Below are 18,668 nucleotides of genomic sequence, written 5' to 3' on the forward strand. Positions count from 1 at the left end.
GTCAGCGGCCCTGCTCGTCGCGCAGGCGCAGCCAGCGGTCGCGGACGGCGTAGGCGGCGGCCTTGGGGAGACGGTCGCGGGTGAACATGCCCTTCTTGTTGCCGCCCACGCGCATGATGCCGGGGGTGGTCTGGAAGTCGGCGAAGTTCCACATCTGCTCGCCGGTCACCTCGCGGTAGTCGTCGAAGACACGGTGGTACATGCCGAGCAGGTCGGCCTGGAACTCCTCGGACCAGGGGCGATGGTGGAAGTCGCGCAGGCCGTTCAGCGTGTCGGGGCCGTACTCGGTGAAGATGATGGGCTTGCCGGGGGCCAGTTGGATCCAGGCGTCGATCTCCTTGCGCAGGTGCGCCTCGGCCAGGGCGACGTCGCCGTTGTCCCAGTACCAGCCGTAGTAGCGGTTGAGCATCACCACGTCGTAGAGGTCGGCCACCTTCTCCTTGTCCGGCGTGGACAGCTGCACGTTGACGTAGCCGACGGGGCGGGTGGGGTCGGCCTGACGGGCCGCCTCGACGAGGGGCTCGAAGTAGGTTCGGCCGGCGTCGGTGAAGGTCTCGGGCTCGTTGGCGATCGACCACAGCACCACGCTGGGGTGGTTCTTGTCGCGGGCGATCAGCTCCCGGATGTGGGCGGCGTGGACCCGCTGGGTCTCGTCGTTGACCGTGTCCGGGCCGAAGGTGGAGCGGGGGGTGTCGTCGCCGAAGATGCCGCCGGTGATGCCCGCGTTGAGGCCGACGGCGGCCGTCTCGTCGATGACGACGAAGCCCTGGCGGTCCGCGTAGTCCATGACCTCCTCCGCGTAGGGGTAGTGGGAGGTGCGGAAGGAGTTGGCGCCCTGCCAGGTCATCAGTTCGAAGTCGTGGACCATGAGGACGTTGTCGTGGCCCTTGCCGCGGGCCAGGTTGTCCTCGTGGCGGCCGTAGCCGCGGAAGTAGAACGGCTCGCCGTTGATGAGGAACTGGGAGTCGCGGATCTCCACCGTGCGGATGCCGAAGGGCTGGGGGTAGACGTCGTCGTCGGCGTGGACCTCCAGGGTGTAGAGGTAGCCGCGCCCCGGCGCCCAGAGTTCGGCGTCGGCGACGGTGAGCTCGCCGCTGGCGCCGTCGGCGGAGGCCACCTCGGCGCCGGTGGCGTCGAGGACGCGGACCCGGACGGTGGTGGCGCCGTCGGCCACCACGTCGTAGGCCACCACGCCGTCGGTGCCGGAGATGTCGGTGACGATGGTCACGTCTGTGACCGCCACCGCCGGGCGGGTGTACAGGATCACGGAGCGGTGCAGGCCCGCGTAGTTGTAGAAGTCGTGGAAGTAGTACTGCCTCTCGCGGCCCAGCTCGTCGATCTTGACGAAGCCCGGCGGGATCGACTGCCAGGACAGGCGGTTGTCGACGGCGACCGTGAGCCGGAAGGTGGCGCCGGGCTCGACGAGGTCGGTGATGTCAGCCTCGAAGGGCAGGTAGCCGCCCACGTGGCTGACCACCTCGGTGTCGTCGACCCACGCGGTGGCCTGGTGGGTGGCGGCGCCGAAGCGCAGGAAGAGGCGCTCGCCGTCGATGATGCGCGGCACCGTGACGGTGCGCTGGTACCAGACCACGCCCACATGGTCGTGGAGGGCGGTATCGGTGGTGATGTCGTTGTAGGAGGCCGGCACCGGCATGGGGCGCGAGTCGGTCAGGGGGCGCGCGTACCAGCCGTCGTTGAGGCCCTGATGGGCGGTGTCCGCGCGGAAGTCCCACACCCCGTCGAGGGTGGTGATGGATCGGCTGACTGAGGTGCGTGCTCCCAGCATCTCTTGCTCCTTTGCGAGGCGGTGCGTGCGGGTGTCTGTGCCAGTCATTGCATCACGGTGCCAATGGCCGATCGCCCGGGTTGCCATAAGTTGCCGTGACCGTTCGGCCCTGTTAGCGGTGTGCGCTCCCAGCCTGGGCGGCGTCGCGGCAAGAGGTGGCAACTTATGGCCACCCGGACGGGGCCGGTGCGACTGTTGTGTCACTGCACAGGCGGATCGACACCCCGAGGAGCCTGACCGCACACCCCGCAAGGCGGCGTAGAAGCCGCTAGTCAAAGGAGACTCAATGTCAACCATCGCAGCACCTTCCAGCAGGAAGGTCACCAACGTCCGTCCGTTCGGCTGGCGCGACAAGATCGGCTACATGTTCGGTGATTTCGGCAACGACTTCACCTTCATGATGTCCGCCTTCTTCCTCGGCGCCTTCTTCATCAAGGGCATGGGCATCGACCCCATCGCCGTCGGCACGGTCTTCCTGGTGGCCCGCTTCGTGGACGCCTTCACCGACGTCGGCATGGGCGTCCTCGTCGACCGTTCCAAGCCCACGCCGGCCGGCCGCTTCCGTCCCTGGATCCTGCGCGGCGCCATCCCGGTGTCGCTGTCGATGGTGGCCATCTTCGCCATGTACTGGTTCCTCCCCGTCGGCGAGGCACAGATGGGCGCCAAGATCGCGTGGATGTGGGTCACCTACTTCCTCTGGGGCTCGGTCTTCTACACCATGATCAACATCCCCTACGGCTCGATGGCCTCGGCCATCTCTCCTGAGGCCGACGACCGTGCGCAGCTGTCCGTGTTCCGCTCGATGGGCGCGTCCCTCGCCGGCATCGTCATCTCGCTGGTGGTTCCGCTGATCGCGTTCCAGGGCAAGGAGATCCTCACCGGCCGCTTCCCGATCATCGCCGTCGTGTTCGCAGTCCTCGCGGTCATCTCCTACCTGCTCTGCTACGTCAACGTCCAGGAGCGTGTCATCGTCGAGCCCAAGCCCAAGGGCGAGGGTGCCAGCGCCGCGACCATCGCCAAGGGCCTGTTCACCAACCGTGCGCTCGGTGGCCTCATCCTGGCCGCGATCATGCTGCTGTTCGCCTCGCTCTTCGCCGGCTCAGTGAGCTCCTTCCTGTGGCTCGAGTACTTCGAGCGCGGCGAGCTCGCCTCCATCGGCCAGATCCTCTCCTTCGCCCCCGCCCTCGCCCTGGCCGCCTTCGCCCCGGCGCTGGCCCGCCGGTTCGGCAAGAAGGAGATCGGTGTCATCGGCGTGCTGATCTGCGGTGTGCTGCACATCGGGCTCTATTTCGTGGACCTGCGCACCTCCCCCGTTGCCTTCCTGCTCGTCTTCGGGTTCGCGGTCATCGGCCTGGGGCTGTTCAACGTCCTCGTCTGGGCCTTCATCACCGACGTGATCGACCAGCAGGAGGTCAAGACCGGTGCCCGCAACGACGGCGTCGTCTACGCCGTGTACTCCTGGTCCCGCAAGTTCGGCCAGGCCCTCGCCGGTGGTCTCGGCTCCATGGCGCTCGGCTGGATCGGCTACCAGACGGCCACCACCGCCGGCGAGTCGGTCACGCAGAGCCCGGAGACCATCCAGGGCATCTGGATGCTGTCGACCGTGTTGCCCGGCTTCATGTACCTGGCCTGCGGCCTGGCCCTCTGGTTCGTCTACCCGTTGGGCAAGAAGGCAGTGGAGTCCAACGTCGCGGAGCTCAAGCGTCGCCGCGCCGAGGCGGAGGCTGTCGCCACCGTCTGATCCACGACGACGCGGGGATCGAGGTCCCACCGAGAACGGCCCCCGCTCAGGCGGGGGCCGTTCTGTCGTCGGTGCGCCCTGGGGGCCACCCTTTCGCTCCCTGAGGAGCCCTGCATCGCGTAGCGGCGGCGGGCGTCTCGAAGGGTCGTGGCTACCACCTTCTCGCCGGCCTGATGGTCCGGATTCCCAGCGGCTAGTGTGCTGAGGTGATCGAGGAACGTGCGCAATGAGCGCTGACGCGGTGTACCTGGTGGCCGGGCTGGCACTGGTCGTGGCCGTCCTGGCGCCCATGCTGGTGCGGTCGATTGCGCTGTCGGCTCCGTTGGTGCTGCTCGTGCTGGGCATGGTGATCGGTCTGATGCCCCTGCCCGAGGGATGGTCGTTGGACCCGGTGGCGGGACGGACGGTGATCGAACACGTCACCGAAGTGGCCGTGCTGGTGTCGCTCATGGGCGTTGGCCTGGCACTCGACCGCCCCCTGAGTTGGCGCAGCTGGCGGTCCTGGTCGCCCACGTGGCGCCTGCTGCTCGTGGCGATGCCCCTGACGATCGGTGCTGTGTTCCTGCTCGGTTGGGGCATGCTCGGCGTGGCCGCACCCATGGCCCTTCTACTGGGAGCATGCCTCGCGCCGACCGACCCGGTCCTCGCCGGAGACGTGCAGGTGGACGGGCCGAGCACAGGTGGTTCGGCGCAGGAGGCGGAGCCCGACGAGCGGGACGAGGTGAAGTTCGCCCTCACGTCGGAGGCCGGACTCAACGACGGCCTGGCCTTCCCGTTCGTGTATGCCGCCGTGTATCTGGCCTCCCGCGGCCCGGTGGCCGAGTGGGGTGTGCAGTGGCTCGCGTGGGACCTGGTCGGCAAGATCGTCGTGGGCGTTCTCGTCGGGGCGCTCGTCGGGTGGGGGCTGGGACGCCTGTCGTTCCGCGCCGCCGACCACCGGCTTCGCGTCGCGGAGAGCGGCGAACCCCTTCTCGCGGTGGCCGCGCTGGTGCTGTCGTACGGTGCCACGGAGGTCGTCGGCGGGTACGGATTCCTGGGAGTGTTCGCCTGTGGGCTTGCGCTGCGCAGCGTGGAACGTCACCACGACCATCACCGTGCCATGCACCAGGTCATCGGGTACCTCGAGCGGCTTCTCATCCTGGTGATCCTGCTCTTCCTCGGCATGGCGCTCACCCGCACGTTGTTGGCGGGCCTCGACTGGCGTGGAGGCGTCGTCGCGGTGGCCCTTGTGTTCGTCATTCGTCCGGTCGCGGCGTGGCTGTCGCTCGCCGTGGCTGCCCGCGACACGTCGTTGCCCGGCGGATTGCTGCCCGCGGAGCGTGCTGTCGCGGCGTTCTTCGGCGTCCGCGGCGTCGGCTCGCTCTACTACCTCGCCTACGCCGGGGGCCTGGTTGCGCTACCCGAGGAGTCCTGGCTCTGGTCCACGGTCGCGTTCACGATCCTGCTGTCTGTGGTGGTCCACGGCATGGCCTCGACGCCCGCGCTCCGACGGCTGGGCGAGCGGCGTCGGACCCCACACACCACTCCCTGACCGGGGCCGCCAGCAACCGTTCCAGCGGAGGTCGCCGCCGCGGAGCGGCGTGGCCTCTCGCAACCGCTCCCTGAGGAAGTCGCCGTCGCGTAGCGACCGGCGGATGTCTCGAAGGGTTGTGTCAGCCACTTCGCGCCAGTCCTGTGGTCGGTCGCGGGGTGCTGTGACCCGACCCGTTCGTTCCCTGAGGAGGTCGCCGTCGCGTAGCGACCGGCGGCTGTCTCGAAGGGTCGTGACAGCCACCCTCACGCCAGTCGGTTGATCGGGTGCGGGGTGCCGTGACCCGACGCCCGGGCGGCCGCGGTGTCCACTTCTCCTGGCCGCCCAGGGCTGTGCGTCGCTCAGGTAGTGAGGCCGCCCGGGCGTCGTCTCCCACCTCCCCGCACTGGCGACCCGGTGGCGTGGCTCAGCCAGGGCGCGCGTCGACGGGGCGGCCCTGGCCCAGGTCCGTCCAGGCGGGACGCCAGTCGAGCGACCCTCGCGCTGGGCATCACTGCGCCGAGCCGCCCCGCCGACCCCCACCCTCGTCGTCGGTCTGCCTGCTGCATGGGGGGCATTTGGTGCGCGCGTCCAGCGGTCGGCGAGTGGGTGTCAAGGGGCGTCCCTTGGCCATCGGGGCGCGCCCAGTCCCGAACTACAGATAGGCGAGGGTGCCGGGCAGGAGGAGCGGCAGCAGCAGCGCCAAGAGGAGCAGTGCCGGAATTCCTCCGCCCACGAGGACGCCGATGCCCATCCGGCGCTGCGACGGTCGGGTCACCAATGCGACGCCCACCACCAGCCAGACGGCGATGGGGATGAGCAGTTCAGCCAACACGACGGGAAAGAGGCTCACGCCGCCGCCGAAGAGCGCCCCCATGTGCTGAGACATCAACGCCACAGGCGTCACGAGCCCTAACGCCAGACCGAGGAAAACGCCGGCCACCGCCGACCCCCCGGGCCTTGGTCCACGCCCAACGGTCCAGCCCGGCTGCGATCCTCTGGGGCCATGAGTAGTGGTCATCCCTTCCTCCATGATGAAGTGCGCTGCCATCTCGACCGAGGACGATCTCGCGGTCGAGCCGCCCGGGTTTCTCAGTTACGCGACGAAGTACGCAGCCAGGTTCTGCAGGACCAGCAGCGCGCCGACGGCGATCGCAATCCATGCGGGGAGCATGGCTCTCGGCGCGCCAGCGGTCTTGGCCTGACGGGAGAACCGGTACGTGACCACCGCTACGGCACCGAAGATGACAGCCACCACGGCAATGAGGATGACCGCGAGCCACCACGGCGCACGATCCCCTTCCCCAAACCCGGCCCAGGAGCCCGCAAGACTCCCCAGGAGGAAGCTCACCACCAACGCCACCGGGAGCCCGATCAGGCTCAACCACGAGTTTCGCACCGCGCGTTCGCCGGTCATCTCCGTGCCTTCCGTTGCATCAACTCTACGCTCGGACGGGCGGCGCTGCAGCTCTGCCGTGGGCCGGATCTGAGCCTTGAGTAGGGGGGTTCGGGGGAACCACAAAGCGAGGGGGCATTCTGTGCGCCTGCGCCCGGTCCCACCGCCAGCGCTAGAGCGCGGGCGGCTCAACTGAGCGCAGGCGGCAGTGAGGCGCCAGTGATAGAGCGCTGGCGTCGCGAGCTAAGGCTGGCGCCTCGACGGAAGGCAGGCGCCTCGACGTAAGGCAGGCGCCTCGACGTAAGGCAGGCGTCGAGGCTTGGCGCAGGCGTCGGGACGGAAGGCAGGCGTCGGAACGGAAGGCAGGCCTCAGGCGGGGAGGCGGTTCCGCTGCGCCTCCGTCCTGTGGAGCAGCTCGCCCGCCTTCGGGACGACGAGCGTGTCCGGGTCCGCCTCCATCGCGTCGAGGTCCACCTCAGCCGGGTCGAGGTAGTTCAGGTTGATCCCCTCGACGACCTCCCGCGGAATCCCTGTGGCCAGGGTCACCGTCACCCGGTTGGTCTCGACCCGTGTTGCCGGGTCGTAGTCGCCCAGCCCGCGCAGGTGCGTCGAGTGCGCCAACTCACCCCACGGGTGGTCCTTGAACCGATCCCACTGCCCCACGAAGTACTGCCGGTTGTGATACCCGATCTCCTCGATGCCGGGATGCATCACCGAGACCTGCGTGATGTGCGGGGCGTAGATGATCAGCTCCCCGCCGTCGGCCACCACCGGCTCCATCTTGTAGAAGCCCTTCGCGCCGGTCCACATGTCCTCGTACATCGTCGGGATGATCGACACCACCCGCTTGTACGCCTTCGGCACGTACTTCACGTGCACCTGGGCGGAGACCTCCGCGCACGCCTCCCACGAGGAGCGGGTATCGCCGAAGGCCAGGAACTGGAGGTCGTCGGAGCCGGGCTTGACGATCATGCCCAGCAGCAGCTTCGTCGACGGGATGAGTTCGGCCGCCGCGTCGATCATCTGCCGCACCGGCGTGATGCCCACGCTGCCGATCATCTCGTAGCTGGTGATCAGGGCCCCCACCCAGTGCGACATGTCGATCACGTCGTGGCCGGACAGCCCCGGGAAGAAGTACTTGTTGCCGCCCGAGATGCCCACCACCTCGTGCGGGAGCACCGGCCCGAGCACGAGCGAGATGTCGGTGTCGACGACCATCCTGTTGACCAGCACCGTCATGGCGCGGTCCGTCAGCCTGCCGTCGGTCAGTTCGCCGATGCGTGAGGCCTCGATGGTGCCGAGGTTGGCGAAGCAGTCGTCGTTGCGCCAGTCGTGGTTGAAGATCTGCCATCCGGGGAACTCGTCGGCGAAATGGCCCGGCTCGTAGCCCATGAGGGCCGCGATGGCGGTCTCGGACATGTAGTCGTGGGTGCCGAGCGCGATGACCACCCGCACGTCCTTCGGCCGCGAACCCAGAGCGTCGCGGATGAGGTGGGACAGCATCGCGATGGGCGCGTGGCGGGTGCCGTCGGGCACCACGAGGGTGACGCGCTTGCCGTCGAAGTCGTAGCCTCCGACGGCGTCGGCGACGAAGCGCCGGATCTCATCCTCGGTCAGCGTCGATTGCGGGCCGCCGACGGTGGCGGCCGGCGCGACGTCCGGATACAGCTTGGTCATGGTTCAGCCTAACTCTCGTCAATGGGCACTCCCCCGGGCCTGTTGAATGCGGGCCCGGGGGAGTGGATGGAACGGTGGAGCGGGTCAGCGCTTGACGCGCGCGTTTCCGGACCAGATGGACCAGACCTGCTCCTCGTCGGCGGGTGCCGCGTAGTCGTTGAGCGACGTGGCGGCCAGCGCCCCCGTCGCCCAGCCGAACTGCATGCAGCGCTCGGCCGGCCAGCCCCGGAGGATGCCGTAGAGCACGCCGCCGACGGAGCCGTCGCCGCCGCCGATGCGGTCGATGACATCGATCTCGCGGAGATCGGCGACGTGGAAGTCGCCGTCGCCCCACAGCACCATGCCCCACTCGTGGCGGTTGGCCGAGACCACTTCACGCAGCGAGGTGCCGATGTAGGAGGCCTGGGGGTAGGCCTCGCGGATGCGCCCGATCATCTCCTTGAAGCTGTCGATCTTGGCCCCGATGGCCTCGCCGCCGGCCTCCGGTCCGGGAATGCCCAGGCAGAGCTGGAAATCCTCCTCGTTGCCGTAGAGGATGTCGCAGAGCCCTGCGATCTCGGTGAAGGTCGCCCGTAGCTCCTCTTCGCGGCCCTTCCAGAAGGAGGCGCGGTAGTTGAGGTCGAAGCTGATGGCGGTGCCATGCTCCTTGGCCTTGCGGGCCACCTCGAGGCAGAACGTCGCCGTCTGCTCCGAGAGGGCCGCGACCAGCCCGGAGAGGTGCAGGATTGCCACGCCCTCGACTGCGAACAGAGCGTCGAGGTCGTAGTCGTCTGCCGAGAGGGTCAGCCCCACCTCGCCCGCGCGATCGTTCCACACCCGCGGGCCACGACCCCCGAAGCCCGAATCCGCGATGTTGAACTGGTGCCGGTGGCCCCACGCGTCGCCCTGGGGCACGTCGGGACCCTCGAACGCCATGCCGCGACCCCGCAGGTCCGCCTTGATGAACGCCGAGATGGGAGATCCCTCGACGAAGTTGGTGAGCACCTTGACCGGCAGCCCGAGGTAGGACGCCACGGACGCGACGTTGGTCTCGGCCGAGGTGGCCTGGAGCGTGAACTCCCGGGAGGTGTGCACGCTCTGCCGGTTCACCGGCGTGAGGCGCACCCCCATGGACGTGGGCACCACGAGGGCCCACCGCGCATCGTCACGGAGTTTCATGATCCCGCGCCTCAGGCCTCGACCTCGGGGCGCCCCTCGGCGGCCCACAGCGTGTGGAAGGACCCGTCGAGGTCGATCCGGCGGTAGGTGTGCGCGCCGAAGAAGTCGCGCTGGCCCTGGATCAGCGCGGCGGGGAGCCGATCCGCGCGGACGCCGTCGTAGTAGGACAGCGACGACGAGAACACCGGCACCGGGACGCCGTGGAGCGCGGACTGGCTGACCACGCGGCGCCACGCCGGGAGGGTGGCCACGATCTTGTCGTAGAAGTAGCTGTCGCCGATCAGCAGCGGCAGGTCAGGCGAGGCGGTGTAGGCGCGGGTGATCTCGCCGAGGAACTGGGCGCGGATGATGCAGCCGCCCCGCCAGATGCGGGCCAGCTCGCCCATGTTGATGTCCCAGCCGTAGGTGGCGGCGGCGGCCTGGATCATGTTGAAGCCCTGCGAGTAGGCCACCAGCTTCGAGGCGTACAGCGCCAGGCGGACGTCCTCGATGAAGGCGTCGCGGTCGGTGACGTCCCAGGCTGAGGCCCCACCGTCGAAGTTGCGGGCGGCGAGCCGCTGCTCGACCGACGACGACAGGCCGCGCGCGAAGGTGGCCTCGCCGATGCCCGTGACCGGCACGCCGAGGTCCAGTGCGGTCTGGACGGTCCAGGATCCGGTGCCCTTCTGGCCGGCCTGGTCGACGATGACGTCGACGAGGGCCTGGCCGGTGGTGGCGTCCACGTGGCGGAGCACCTCGACGCTGACCTCCATGAGGTAGGAGTCCAAATCGCCGGTGTTCCACTCGGCGAAGATGTCGGCGATCTCGGCGGGGCTGAGGCCCAGCGCGCGACGCAGCAGGTCGTAGGCCTCGCCGATCACCTGCATGTCGGCGTACTCGATGCCGTTGTGGACCATCTTGACGAAGTGCCCGGCGCCGTCGGAGCCGACGTGGGTGCAGCAGGGCTGGCCGTCGACCTGCGCTGCGATGGACTCGAACATCGGGCCGAGGCGGGTGTAGGACTCGACGGAGCCGCCCGGCATGATGGACGGACCCCACAGGGCGCCCTCCTCGCCGCCGGAGACGCCGGCGCCCACGAAGTGCAGCCCGCGCTCGCGGAGGGCGGCCTCGCGGCGGCGGGTGTCGGAGAACAGGGAGTTGCCGCAGTCGACGATGATGTCGCCCTTGTCCATGCGGGAGGCGAGCTCCTCGATGACGGCGTCGGTTGCCGGCCCTGCGGCCACCATGATGATGGCGACGCGGGGGCTGCTGAGCGCGGCGACGAAGTCGTCCATGGATTCGGCGGGCACGAAAGTGCCCTCGGTGCCGTGGGCGGCCATGACGGCCTCGGTCTTGGCGGCGCTGCGGTTGTGGATGGCAACGGCGTGGCCGTTGCGGGCGAGGTTCCGGGCCAGGTTGGAGCCCATGACCCCCATCCCGGTGACTCCGATGTCGGCGGTGGACGGGGTTGGTGTGGCGAGTGCCATCGATGCTCCTTTGGGTCGTGTGCCCCCTCAGGATGGCCCGAGTGGTGGCCCGGGCGGCAGGTGTTGCCACTTGTTGCTTGGCGGTGCGCCGGGGACGTGGCAACTCATGCGCAGGGCACGCTGCGCTGAGCGTGGCAACAAACGGCAATCATGTGCCCTCTGCGGGTGGCAGCTCGTACCGTGAAGTCACCAGCAACGGAGCAAGGAGCAGCATCATGGTGGATCTGAAGGCCACGCCTTTCAACCTCGACGACGAGGCGATCGAGTGGGTGAACACCACCATCGCGGAGATGACCGACGAGGAGAAGATCGGCCAGCTCTTCGTCAACATGGGCGCCCAGCGGACCGAGGAGTACCTCACCGACGTCCTGAACACCTACCACATCGGCGCCGTGCGCTACACCCCCGCGAAGGCCGAGGAGGTGTGGGAGCAGAACAACATCCTGCAGACCAACTCGAAGATCCCGATGCTCATCGCCGCCAACACCGAGGCCGGCGGCAACGGTGCCTGCACGGACGGCACCTACGTGGGTTGGGAGGCGAAGATCGGCGTCGCCGGCGACGTCCGCTACGCCTACGAGCTCGGCCGCATCTCCGGGGTGGAGGCCGCGGCGATCGGCTGCAACTGGTCCTTCGCCCCCATCGTCGACGTTTACCGCAACTGGCGCAACCCCATCGTGTCGCGGCGGACCTGGGGCGGCGACGTCGACCAGGTGCTCGAGATGAGCCTCGCCTACATGAAGGGCATCCAGGAGTCCGGCATCGCGCCGGCCGCCAAGCACTGGCCCGGCGACGGCATCGACGAGCGTGACCAGCACCTCTCCCACGCCCCCAACTGGCTCTCGGTCGAGGAGTGGGACGACACCTTCGGGAGGCTCTACAAGGGCCTGATCGACGCCGGCCTGCCGTCGCTGATGACCGGCCACATCGCGCTGCCGTCGTACCAGAAGCACTTCAACCCCGACATGACCGACGAGGACATCCTCCCCGCCACGCTGTCGAAGGAGATCAACACCAAGCTGCTGCGCGAGCAGCTCGGCTTCAACGGCGTCGTCGTCACCGACGCGAGCCACATGGTGGGCCTGACCGGCGCCATGAAGCGCTCCGACATCCTTCCCACCGCCATCGAGGCCGGCTGCGACCTCTTCCTCTTCTTCAACGATCCCGACGAGGACTTCACCTGGATGATGGAGGGCTGGAGGTCCGGGAAGCTCTCCGACGAGCGGCTCCACGAGGCGCTGACGCGCATCCTCGGCCTCAAGGCCATGCTCGGCCTCCACAAGAAGCCCGGCAACGAGCTGCTGCCGCCGAAGGAGGAGGCGTTGGCGAAGATCGGCCTGCCCGAGCACAAGGCGGTCGCCGTCGAGGTGGCCGACGCCGCCATCACCCTGGTCAAGAACAAGCAGCCCGGGAACCTCCCCATCTCGACGTCCACGTTCAAGCGCATCCTCGTCGTCCCGATCGGCGCCGCGCCCAGCCCCTTCGCGATGATGATCGACGGCGGCAGCAAGCACCCCGCCGCCAAGTTCGCCGACAAGCTGCGCGAGCGAGGCTACGAGGCCGACCTGTACGAGTCGCAGCTGGACAAGATCAAGGGCAAGAGCGCCGACGAGGTCAGGGCGATCCTGCAGAACGCCTACGCCGGCAAGTCCGCCATCGCCGACCTCACCGACAACTACGACATGGTCCTCTCCGTGGCCAACGTCAACGGCATCGGCCAGGCGGTCGAGCGGCCCTACTGGCCCGGCACCAAGGGCACCCTGGACATGCCCTGGTACGTGCACGAGCTGCCCACCATCCTGGTGTCGACGGCGTCGCCCAACATGCTGCCCGACATGCCGCAGGTCAAGACCTATATCAACGCCTACGACGACCACGACTTCAACATCGACATCGTCCTCGACAAGCTCGAAGGGAAGTCGGAGTTCAGGGGCACGCCCAACACCGAGATGTTCCCGTTCGCCGACACCCGGATCTGAGGACCGACGATGACTGACAAGATGCCCGAGCGCGCCCAGGTGCTCCTCGACTTCCAGCCCACGAAGCAGTTCTTCGTCGGGATCGACTCCGACGGCTGCGCCATGGACGCCATGGACATCAAGCACCAGGAGTGCTTCACGCCCTCCTACATCAAGTACTTCAACCTCCAGGCCGCCTCCACCCTGGTCCGCGAGACCGCCCTGTTCGTCAACCTCCACTCCACCACCCGCGGCCAGAACCGCTGGGTCGCGCTGGCTAGGCTGTTCGAGCTGCTCAGGCAGCGGCCCGAGGTGCTGGAGCGCAGCGTGAAGGTGCCCGAGGGCGTCGAGCTGCAGAGGTTCCTGGATTCCGGGTACCCCCGGTCCGATACGGGGATCGCCCAGTTCGCCGAGGCCCACCCGTCGGCCGAGATCGCCCAGTGCATCGAGTGGGGCAAGGGAGTCAACGAGCTGATCGCCTGGATGGTGCACGGCTGCGCACCCTTCCCGGGGGCCCGCGAGGCCATCGAGGCGATGCAGGCGGACGTGGACTGCATGACGGTCTCCGCCACGCCGATGGAGGCGCTCGAGCGCGAATGGCACGAGCACGACCTGGCGAAGTACATGAAGGTGGTCGCCGGGCAGGAGATGGGCTCGAAGGCCCAGCACGTGCACTGGGCCGCCAAGGGCAAGTACGACGATGACCACATCATGCTCATCGGCGACGCTCCCGGCGACCGCGACAGCGCCTTCTCCGAGGGCGTGCTGTTCTACCCGATCATGCCCGGCGGCGAGGCCGAGTCCTGGCGCCGGTTCCGCGAGGAGGCGCTGCCGAAGTTCCTGGGCGGCACCTACCGCGGCGCCTACATGGACGCGCTGGTGGCCGACTTCGAGGCGCTGCTTCCGGAGAGGCCCACCTGGGTCACCGTTTGACGCTTGGGTCCTGTCCCGCGGGCTCCTCATCGATGATGAGGAGCCCGTTGTCGTTCAGAGCGGCCAACTGGGCCGCGACCGCCTCCGTGAGGGAGCCGTCGGGCGGGGTACCGAAGGCCGCCGCCAGTTCGTCGGTGAGCTGGTCGAGGGTGACCGGCCCGTTGCCCAACAGCTCAAGGATGAGGGTGGCGACGGGGCCCAGGCGGAGGACCTTGTCGTCGAGGAGGACCAGGGACTCGCCGTCGACAGGCAGGAAGTCCGTGAGGTGTGCGCACCTGATCACTGTTGTCCCTCCAGGTGGTCGGTGCACCACGGGAGGATCTGCTCCACCTCGCCGTATTCGACGAGGGTGCAGCCGGCGCGACGATGCACGTCGGCCATGAGGTGCAGCGGGCGGGGCAGCTTCGAGAGCGAGGAGGTCTCCGGGGCGATCATGGCCAGGGCGTCGAGGACGGGCAGGGGGGTGAAGGCGGCGTTGTCGCGGCCGGGGGTGCGGCGCAGCACCACCAGGTCAGTCAGCGTCGGAGACGGGGGGGCCTGGAGCAGCCCGAGGTCGTCGGGGGAGTTCTCCCGCTTCGGTTGCCCGTGGTCCGGGGCCAGCGTGATGGGCTTGGGGTAGGGGTGGATCCGCAGCGTGACCGGGTCGATGCCCACCGTCTCGTCGGAGAGGTAGCCGTAGCTCCTCCCGAGGCGGCGGGTGAGCGTGGACTTGCCCGTGCCGCCGGGGGCGACGAACACCAGGGCGCGCCCCGTCTCCGGGTGTGCCACCGCCCCGGCGTGGAACATGAGGAGCTGCCCGGCGCGGGCGGCGATGAACGCCTGGGTGATCTGCTGGGTGGCTGACTCCTGTGAGGAGTTCTTCCTCACGGTGACGTCGGCCTGGGCGGTGGTGTCGCGGGAGAGGCAGCGGGCCCAGAGGTGCCGGAAGGCGTGCAGGTCCAGGCCGGAGTCGCCGAGGTCCACCGCGATCCCGGTGCCGAGGCCCGCGAGGGTGAGCAGGTGAGGTGCCTCACTCATCGGAGACTGCCAGCCTTCTCGCCGTGAGATCGGCCAGGTATGCGGCGACGGGGGCGTGGATCTCCGTCGCCTCCGTGCCGGTTGCCTCGCTCACCGTGCCGACGATCTCGTCCGTGGTGGCGGCGTCGAGGCAGTGCCAGATGAGGGCGGCGGTGCCGTCGAGGATCACCACCTCCCCGATGGTCGGCGCGGTGGCGATCACCCGATCGTCATCCTCCTCCCAGACCACGTCCGGGTGGTACCGGTGCGTCATCTCTCCCGCCTCCCGGGGCGCCGGCGGGCGGCGAGTTCGCCGAGCAGTCGTCTCCATCGCAGCAGCGTACGCTGAGCGACCTCGCGGCGGCTGGGGGCGTGCCCCAGCTCGGCCTCGAGGAGGGACAGGTCGAAGAACAGCAGCCCTTGGACAACGGCGGCCTTCTTGCCGACGGTGGTGGCTGCCCGCCAGCGGGCGCGCCATTCGTCGAGGCGGCTCGGGTTGCCGTCGCGGAAGTGCTTCCACAGCAGGTACTCGGGGTGGTCCTTGAAGGCCTCCAGGTCCCCGACGGCGGCCGCCACCCCGATCTCGGCGCCGAGATGCCGCGCCAGGGCGAGCACGCCCGCGCGCTCGTCGGCGGTGGCGCGGTCCCAAGCACGACCCGTATCGGGGTGGTGGGGCCCGCTGCGCGCGGAGTGCAGGAGGAGGAGCAGCCGCTGCGCCGTGACCGACGGCGTGGGGCACGGCACGTGGCCCAGGTCGGTGCTGGTGCGGGCCCGCCACAGCTCGTCGAACGCCTCCGGCGCGAGCCCTGGAAAGCGGCGATGAACGTCGGCGTTGCCGAGGGTGGGATGGAAGATGTTCATCGCGTGGCCGAAGGCTGAGCTGGTGGAGAAGCTGGTCTTGCGGATCCAGCCGTGCCTGGAGGCCTCGTCGAGGAAGCGGTGGACGTGCTCGGGGCGGATGAGGAGGTCCGCGTCGCTGCTGTTGCGGTGGATGGTCTCGGTGCGTTCGAAGCTGCCCTCGGCGTCGTGGATGTCGCGGGTGTCGAGCAGTTCCCGCGCGACGGCCGGCCCCTTGACGTGCAGGACGTCCGCCCCGGCCTTGTCCGCGATGCGCTGCAGCACGCCGTGGGTGAGGCGCAGCCGGACGTGGAGGGAGGGCTCTTTCGTCATCGCAGGGTGTCGAGGTAACGGCGGAGGCCTTCGGTGCCGTCGCTGGGCTGGAATCCGGTGGCCTTGATTTTGGCCAGATCGAGGGTGCTGTGTCGCGGGCGGGGGGCGGTGACCTTGCCGGCTGAGAAGGTCGCGGTGTCTGTGCGGGTCACGCGGCCCTGGGCGCCGCGGGCGTCGAAGACGGCGGTGGCCACGTCGAACCACGACATCGGGTCGCCGTCGGAGGTGACGTTGTAGCTGCCGGCGGGGGCGCCCGTCTCGATGAGGTGGAGCGTTGCCCGGGCGAGGTCGTCGGCGAAGGTGAGCCTGCCGAACTGGTCGTCGACGACGGCGGGGCTGATCCCGGAGTCGGCGAGGCGGGCCATGGTGCGCACGAAGTTGGGGCCGTCTCCGATCACCCAGCTGGTGCGCAGGATGTAGTGCCGGGGCAGGGTGGCGACGAGCGCGTCGGCGGCGGCCTTGGAGGCGCCGTAGGCGCTGAGGGGGGAGAAGGGCTCGTCCTCGGCGTGAGTGTCGCGGGTGCCGTCGAAGACGTAGTCCGAGGAGACGTGGACCAGGGGGAGCCGGTGGCGGCGGGCGGCTGCGACGAGGTTGGCGGTGCCGGTGACGTTGATCGCCCAGCAGGCGGCGCGCCCGTCGGTCTCGGCGGCGTCGACTTTCGTGTAGGCGGCGGCGTTGATGATCGCGGAGGCCCGTCCCCAGGGGAAGGCGGCGACGGCGTCGGGGTCGGTGATGTCGAGTTCGTCTCGATCGAGGATTTGGGCGTCGGGGAGGAGCCGGCGCAGTGCCTGGCCGAGCTGGCCGCCCGCCCCGGTGACGACGGGGCGCGGCCTCGGCATCGGGATGACGTCGGCGAGAGCCGGGTGGGTGCGGTCGGCATCGGACACGATGGCCGAATCGAGCGGCAGGGGCCAGGCGATGGCCGGGTGGTTGAGGTTGGCGAACGTGTATTGGGACTTCGTCTCGGCCGACCAGTGCTCGTTGACCAGGTACGAGTAGCAGGTGCCGTTCTCGAGTGCCTGGTAGGCGTTGCCCACGCCGCTGGGGGTGAAAACGGCGGTCTCGGGCCCGATCTCGTGGGTGACCACGGTGCCGAAGGTCTCACCCTCGCGGAGGTCCACCCAGGCGCCGAACACGCGGCCGGTGGCGACGGAGACCAGTTTGTCCCAGGGCTCTGCGTGGATGCCTCGGGTCACGCCGGCCTCGGCATTGAAGCTCATGTTCTGCTGCACGGGGCCGAAGTCCGGCAGCCCGAGCGCGGTCATCTTCGCGCGCTGCCAGTTCTCCTTGAACCACCCGCGGGAGTCACCGTGGAGGGGGAGAGTGAGGATCAGTAGGCCGGGGATGGAGGTTGAGGAGAGGCTGAGCCCTGCGACCCCCTCCCCTGGGCGCACAGCGTTGGTCACGCGGCCAGCCTAGCCGGTGGATGCCTTGGCGCTCGCTCCATCCTCGTCAGTAGGCGCCGCGCGAGCTCACGACCGCGCGGAAGGTGCGCAGGAGGATGACGATGTCCTGAAGCATGGACCAGTTGTCCACGTAGTAGAGGTCGAGACGGACGGTGTCGTCCCACCCGAGGTCGGATCTGCCCGACACCTGCCACAGGCCCGTGATGCCTGGCCGCACGTCCAATCGACGCCGCACATGAGTCAGGTAGAGCGCCACCTCCTGCTCCATGGCCGGGCGCGGCCCGACGAGACTCATCTCCCCTCGCAGCACGTTGAACAGTTGGGGGAGTTCGTCGATGGAGAAGCGGCGGATGAAGCGCCCAAAGGGGGTGATGCGGGGGTCGTTTCTGATCTTGAACAGGGCACCCTCCGCCTCGTTGGCGTCCTCGAGGCCTTCGGCCCGGATCTGCTCGGCGTTCTGCACCATGGAGCGGAACTTCAGCAGTTGGAACGGCTCTCCTCCCATGCCCACGCGTTGCTGCCTGAAGAGCACGGACCCGCCGTCGCTCAGCTTGATGACGAGGGCTGTCACCAGCATGAGGGGGGACAGCAGCACCAACAGCAGTACTGAGGCGACCAGGTCGAAGGCTCGCTTGGTGAACCTGAGGGACCGCTCCGCCTGCGGCTTTCCCACGTGCATGAGCGGGAGTCCGGCCACGGGCGTCACGTGGATGCGCTGGCTGGAGATGTCGGTCATGGCGGGGACCACCACCATCTCGGCGCGGTGGCCCTCCAACTTGCGGGCCATCTCGTTGAACTCGCGCCCGCGTCGGACGGAGCCCGTGGTGAAGATCACGGCCCGGGCACCGGTGCGATCGATCACGCTCAGGAGGTCGTCGAGGGTGCCCACCTCGTCGATGTCGCTGTCTGACCTCGCGTCGACGTCGATCGACTCGTCGTCGGGCGGAGCCACCACGCCCACCGGGGTGTAGCCGAGCCACGTCTCCCTCCGCAGCACGGCCACGACGTCGTCGACGGCGCCACTGTCCCCGACCACCAGGGTGGGCAGACAGAAGCGACCGGACACCCGCAGCTGTTGCAGGATCCGCCTCGCGGTGAGGCGCCCCATTAGCAGGGCGGGGATGCCGATGGCCACCAGGATGGCGACGAACCCCCTGGACAGCGGGTAGTTGAAGATGAAGGCGAAGAAGCCCAGAGCGAGCAGGAACAGCAGCGATGAGTTGAACACCTGGCGGTACTCGGCCACTCCGAAGCCCCAGTGACGCGGGCGGTATGCCCCCCCGAAGGCCAGTGCGAGCAGCCATCCCACCACGATGAGTGGAGCCACGGGGATGACCAGTTGCTCCGCGTCGTTGATGCTCCGGAGGAAGGGGACCCACCTGCGCAGCGCCACCGCGGCGACCGCAGCAGCAGAAATCAGGGCAGTATCCAGGGCGACGAGTGCCCAGCGATACAGATTACGCATAGTGCT

16 protein-coding genes are annotated in these 18,668 nt (G+C 68.7%); 4 read left to right on the forward strand and 12 right to left on the reverse strand.

Annotated features, from left to right (window positions below):
- Nucleotide 1: 1 nt before the first annotated feature.
- Complete coding sequence (gene uidA, locus ACX1D1_RS02940; RefSeq protein ID WP_459055839.1) at nucleotides 2–1,786, reverse strand: beta-glucuronidase; 1,785 nt, start codon at nucleotides 1,784–1,786, stop codon at nucleotides 2–4.
- Between the two features lie 286 nt (nucleotides 1,787–2,072).
- Here uidA and ACX1D1_RS02945 point away from each other — a divergent pair, with 286 nt between their 5' ends.
- Together ACX1D1_RS02945 and ACX1D1_RS02950 are read left to right on the forward strand one after the other, a co-directional pair.
- Nucleotides 2,073–3,527 (forward strand): MFS transporter, encoded by a 1,455-nt coding sequence (locus tag ACX1D1_RS02945; protein ID WP_459055840.1) that lies wholly within the window; start codon nucleotides 2,073–2,075, stop codon nucleotides 3,525–3,527.
- 226 nt (nucleotides 3,528–3,753) lie between these two features.
- Nucleotides 3,754–5,058 carry a cation:proton antiporter gene (locus ACX1D1_RS02950; RefSeq protein ID WP_459055841.1) on the forward strand — a complete coding sequence of 435 codons (1,305 nt, stop codon included), beginning with the start codon at nucleotides 3,754–3,756 and terminating at the stop codon, nucleotides 5,056–5,058.
- Nucleotides 5,059–5,692: 634 nt separating this feature from the next.
- Here the strand turns inward: ACX1D1_RS02950 and ACX1D1_RS02955 are convergent.
- The 5 genes from ACX1D1_RS02955 to gnd form a co-directional block, all read right to left on the reverse strand.
- Nucleotides 5,693–5,926 (reverse strand): hypothetical protein, encoded by a 234-nt coding sequence (locus ACX1D1_RS02955; RefSeq protein WP_459055842.1) that lies wholly within the window; start codon nucleotides 5,924–5,926, stop codon nucleotides 5,693–5,695.
- Nucleotides 5,927–6,133: 207 nt separating this feature from the next.
- A complete protein-coding gene (locus tag ACX1D1_RS02960) occupies nucleotides 6,134–6,454 on the reverse strand; it encodes a hypothetical protein (RefSeq protein ID WP_459055843.1) in 321 nt (106 codons plus the stop codon).
- 348 nt (nucleotides 6,455–6,802) lie between these two features.
- Nucleotides 6,803–8,110 (reverse strand): lactate racemase domain-containing protein, encoded by a 1,308-nt coding sequence (locus tag ACX1D1_RS02965; protein ID WP_459055844.1) that lies wholly within the window; start codon nucleotides 8,108–8,110, stop codon nucleotides 6,803–6,805.
- An 84-nt stretch (nucleotides 8,111–8,194) separates the two neighbouring features.
- The gene (locus ACX1D1_RS02970; RefSeq protein ID WP_459055845.1) at nucleotides 8,195–9,268 is read right to left on the reverse strand and encodes a PfkB family carbohydrate kinase; all 1,074 of its coding nucleotides are present in this window, start codon (nucleotides 9,266–9,268) and stop codon (nucleotides 8,195–8,197) included.
- Between the two features lie 11 nt (nucleotides 9,269–9,279).
- Complete coding sequence (gnd, locus tag ACX1D1_RS02975; RefSeq protein WP_459055846.1) at nucleotides 9,280–10,734, reverse strand: NADP-dependent phosphogluconate dehydrogenase; 1,455 nt, start codon at nucleotides 10,732–10,734, stop codon at nucleotides 9,280–9,282.
- A gap of 215 nt (nucleotides 10,735–10,949) precedes the next feature.
- On the opposite strand from gnd, the gene ACX1D1_RS02980 reads away from it, so the two are divergent.
- The gene (locus tag ACX1D1_RS02980; protein WP_459055847.1) at nucleotides 10,950–12,713 is read left to right on the forward strand and encodes a glycoside hydrolase family 3 protein; all 1,764 of its coding nucleotides are present in this window, start codon (nucleotides 10,950–10,952) and stop codon (nucleotides 12,711–12,713) included.
- Between the two features lie 9 nt (nucleotides 12,714–12,722).
- Nucleotides 12,723–13,625 (forward strand): HAD family hydrolase, encoded by a 903-nt coding sequence (locus ACX1D1_RS02985; protein ID WP_459055848.1) that lies wholly within the window; start codon nucleotides 12,723–12,725, stop codon nucleotides 13,623–13,625.
- Here ACX1D1_RS02985 and ACX1D1_RS02990 read toward each other — a convergent pair.
- Genes ACX1D1_RS02990 through ACX1D1_RS03015 form a run of 6 tightly spaced genes read right to left on the reverse strand, consistent with a single transcriptional unit; the run spans nucleotide 13,615 to nucleotide 18,662 of the window.
- Nucleotides 13,615–13,908, reverse strand: coding sequence for a PqqD family peptide modification chaperone (locus tag ACX1D1_RS02990; RefSeq protein WP_459055849.1), 294 nt, complete (start codon nucleotides 13,906–13,908; stop codon nucleotides 13,615–13,617). The two genes, ACX1D1_RS02985 and ACX1D1_RS02990, sit on opposite strands and share 11 nt — an antisense overlap.
- Nucleotides 13,905–14,642 carry a hypothetical protein gene (locus ACX1D1_RS02995; protein WP_459055850.1) on the reverse strand — a complete coding sequence of 246 codons (738 nt, stop codon included), beginning with the start codon at nucleotides 14,640–14,642 and terminating at the stop codon, nucleotides 13,905–13,907. The genes ACX1D1_RS02990 and ACX1D1_RS02995 overlap by 4 nt, the downstream gene beginning before the upstream one ends.
- Nucleotides 14,635–14,895, reverse strand: coding sequence for a PqqD family protein (locus ACX1D1_RS03000; protein WP_459055851.1), 261 nt, complete (start codon nucleotides 14,893–14,895; stop codon nucleotides 14,635–14,637). Before ACX1D1_RS03000 ends, ACX1D1_RS02995 begins: the two co-directional genes overlap by 8 nt.
- Nucleotides 14,892–15,791: a nucleotidyltransferase family protein gene (locus ACX1D1_RS03005; protein ID WP_459055852.1), complete on the reverse strand. Its 900-nt coding sequence runs from the start codon at nucleotides 15,789–15,791 to the stop codon at nucleotides 14,892–14,894. Before ACX1D1_RS03005 ends, ACX1D1_RS03000 begins: the two co-directional genes overlap by 4 nt.
- Nucleotides 15,788–17,197, reverse strand: a complete 1,410-nt coding sequence (locus tag ACX1D1_RS03010) for a sugar nucleotide-binding protein (protein WP_459055853.1) — start codon at nucleotides 17,195–17,197, stop codon at nucleotides 15,788–15,790. The genes ACX1D1_RS03005 and ACX1D1_RS03010 overlap by 4 nt, the downstream gene beginning before the upstream one ends.
- A 46-nt stretch (nucleotides 17,198–17,243) precedes the next feature.
- Nucleotides 17,244–18,662: a sugar transferase gene (locus tag ACX1D1_RS03015; RefSeq protein WP_459055854.1), complete on the reverse strand. Its 1,419-nt coding sequence runs from the start codon at nucleotides 18,660–18,662 to the stop codon at nucleotides 17,244–17,246.
- Nucleotides 18,663–18,668 lie beyond the last annotated feature (6 nt).

This window comes from Tessaracoccus luoxuelianae (assembly GCF_054483915.1).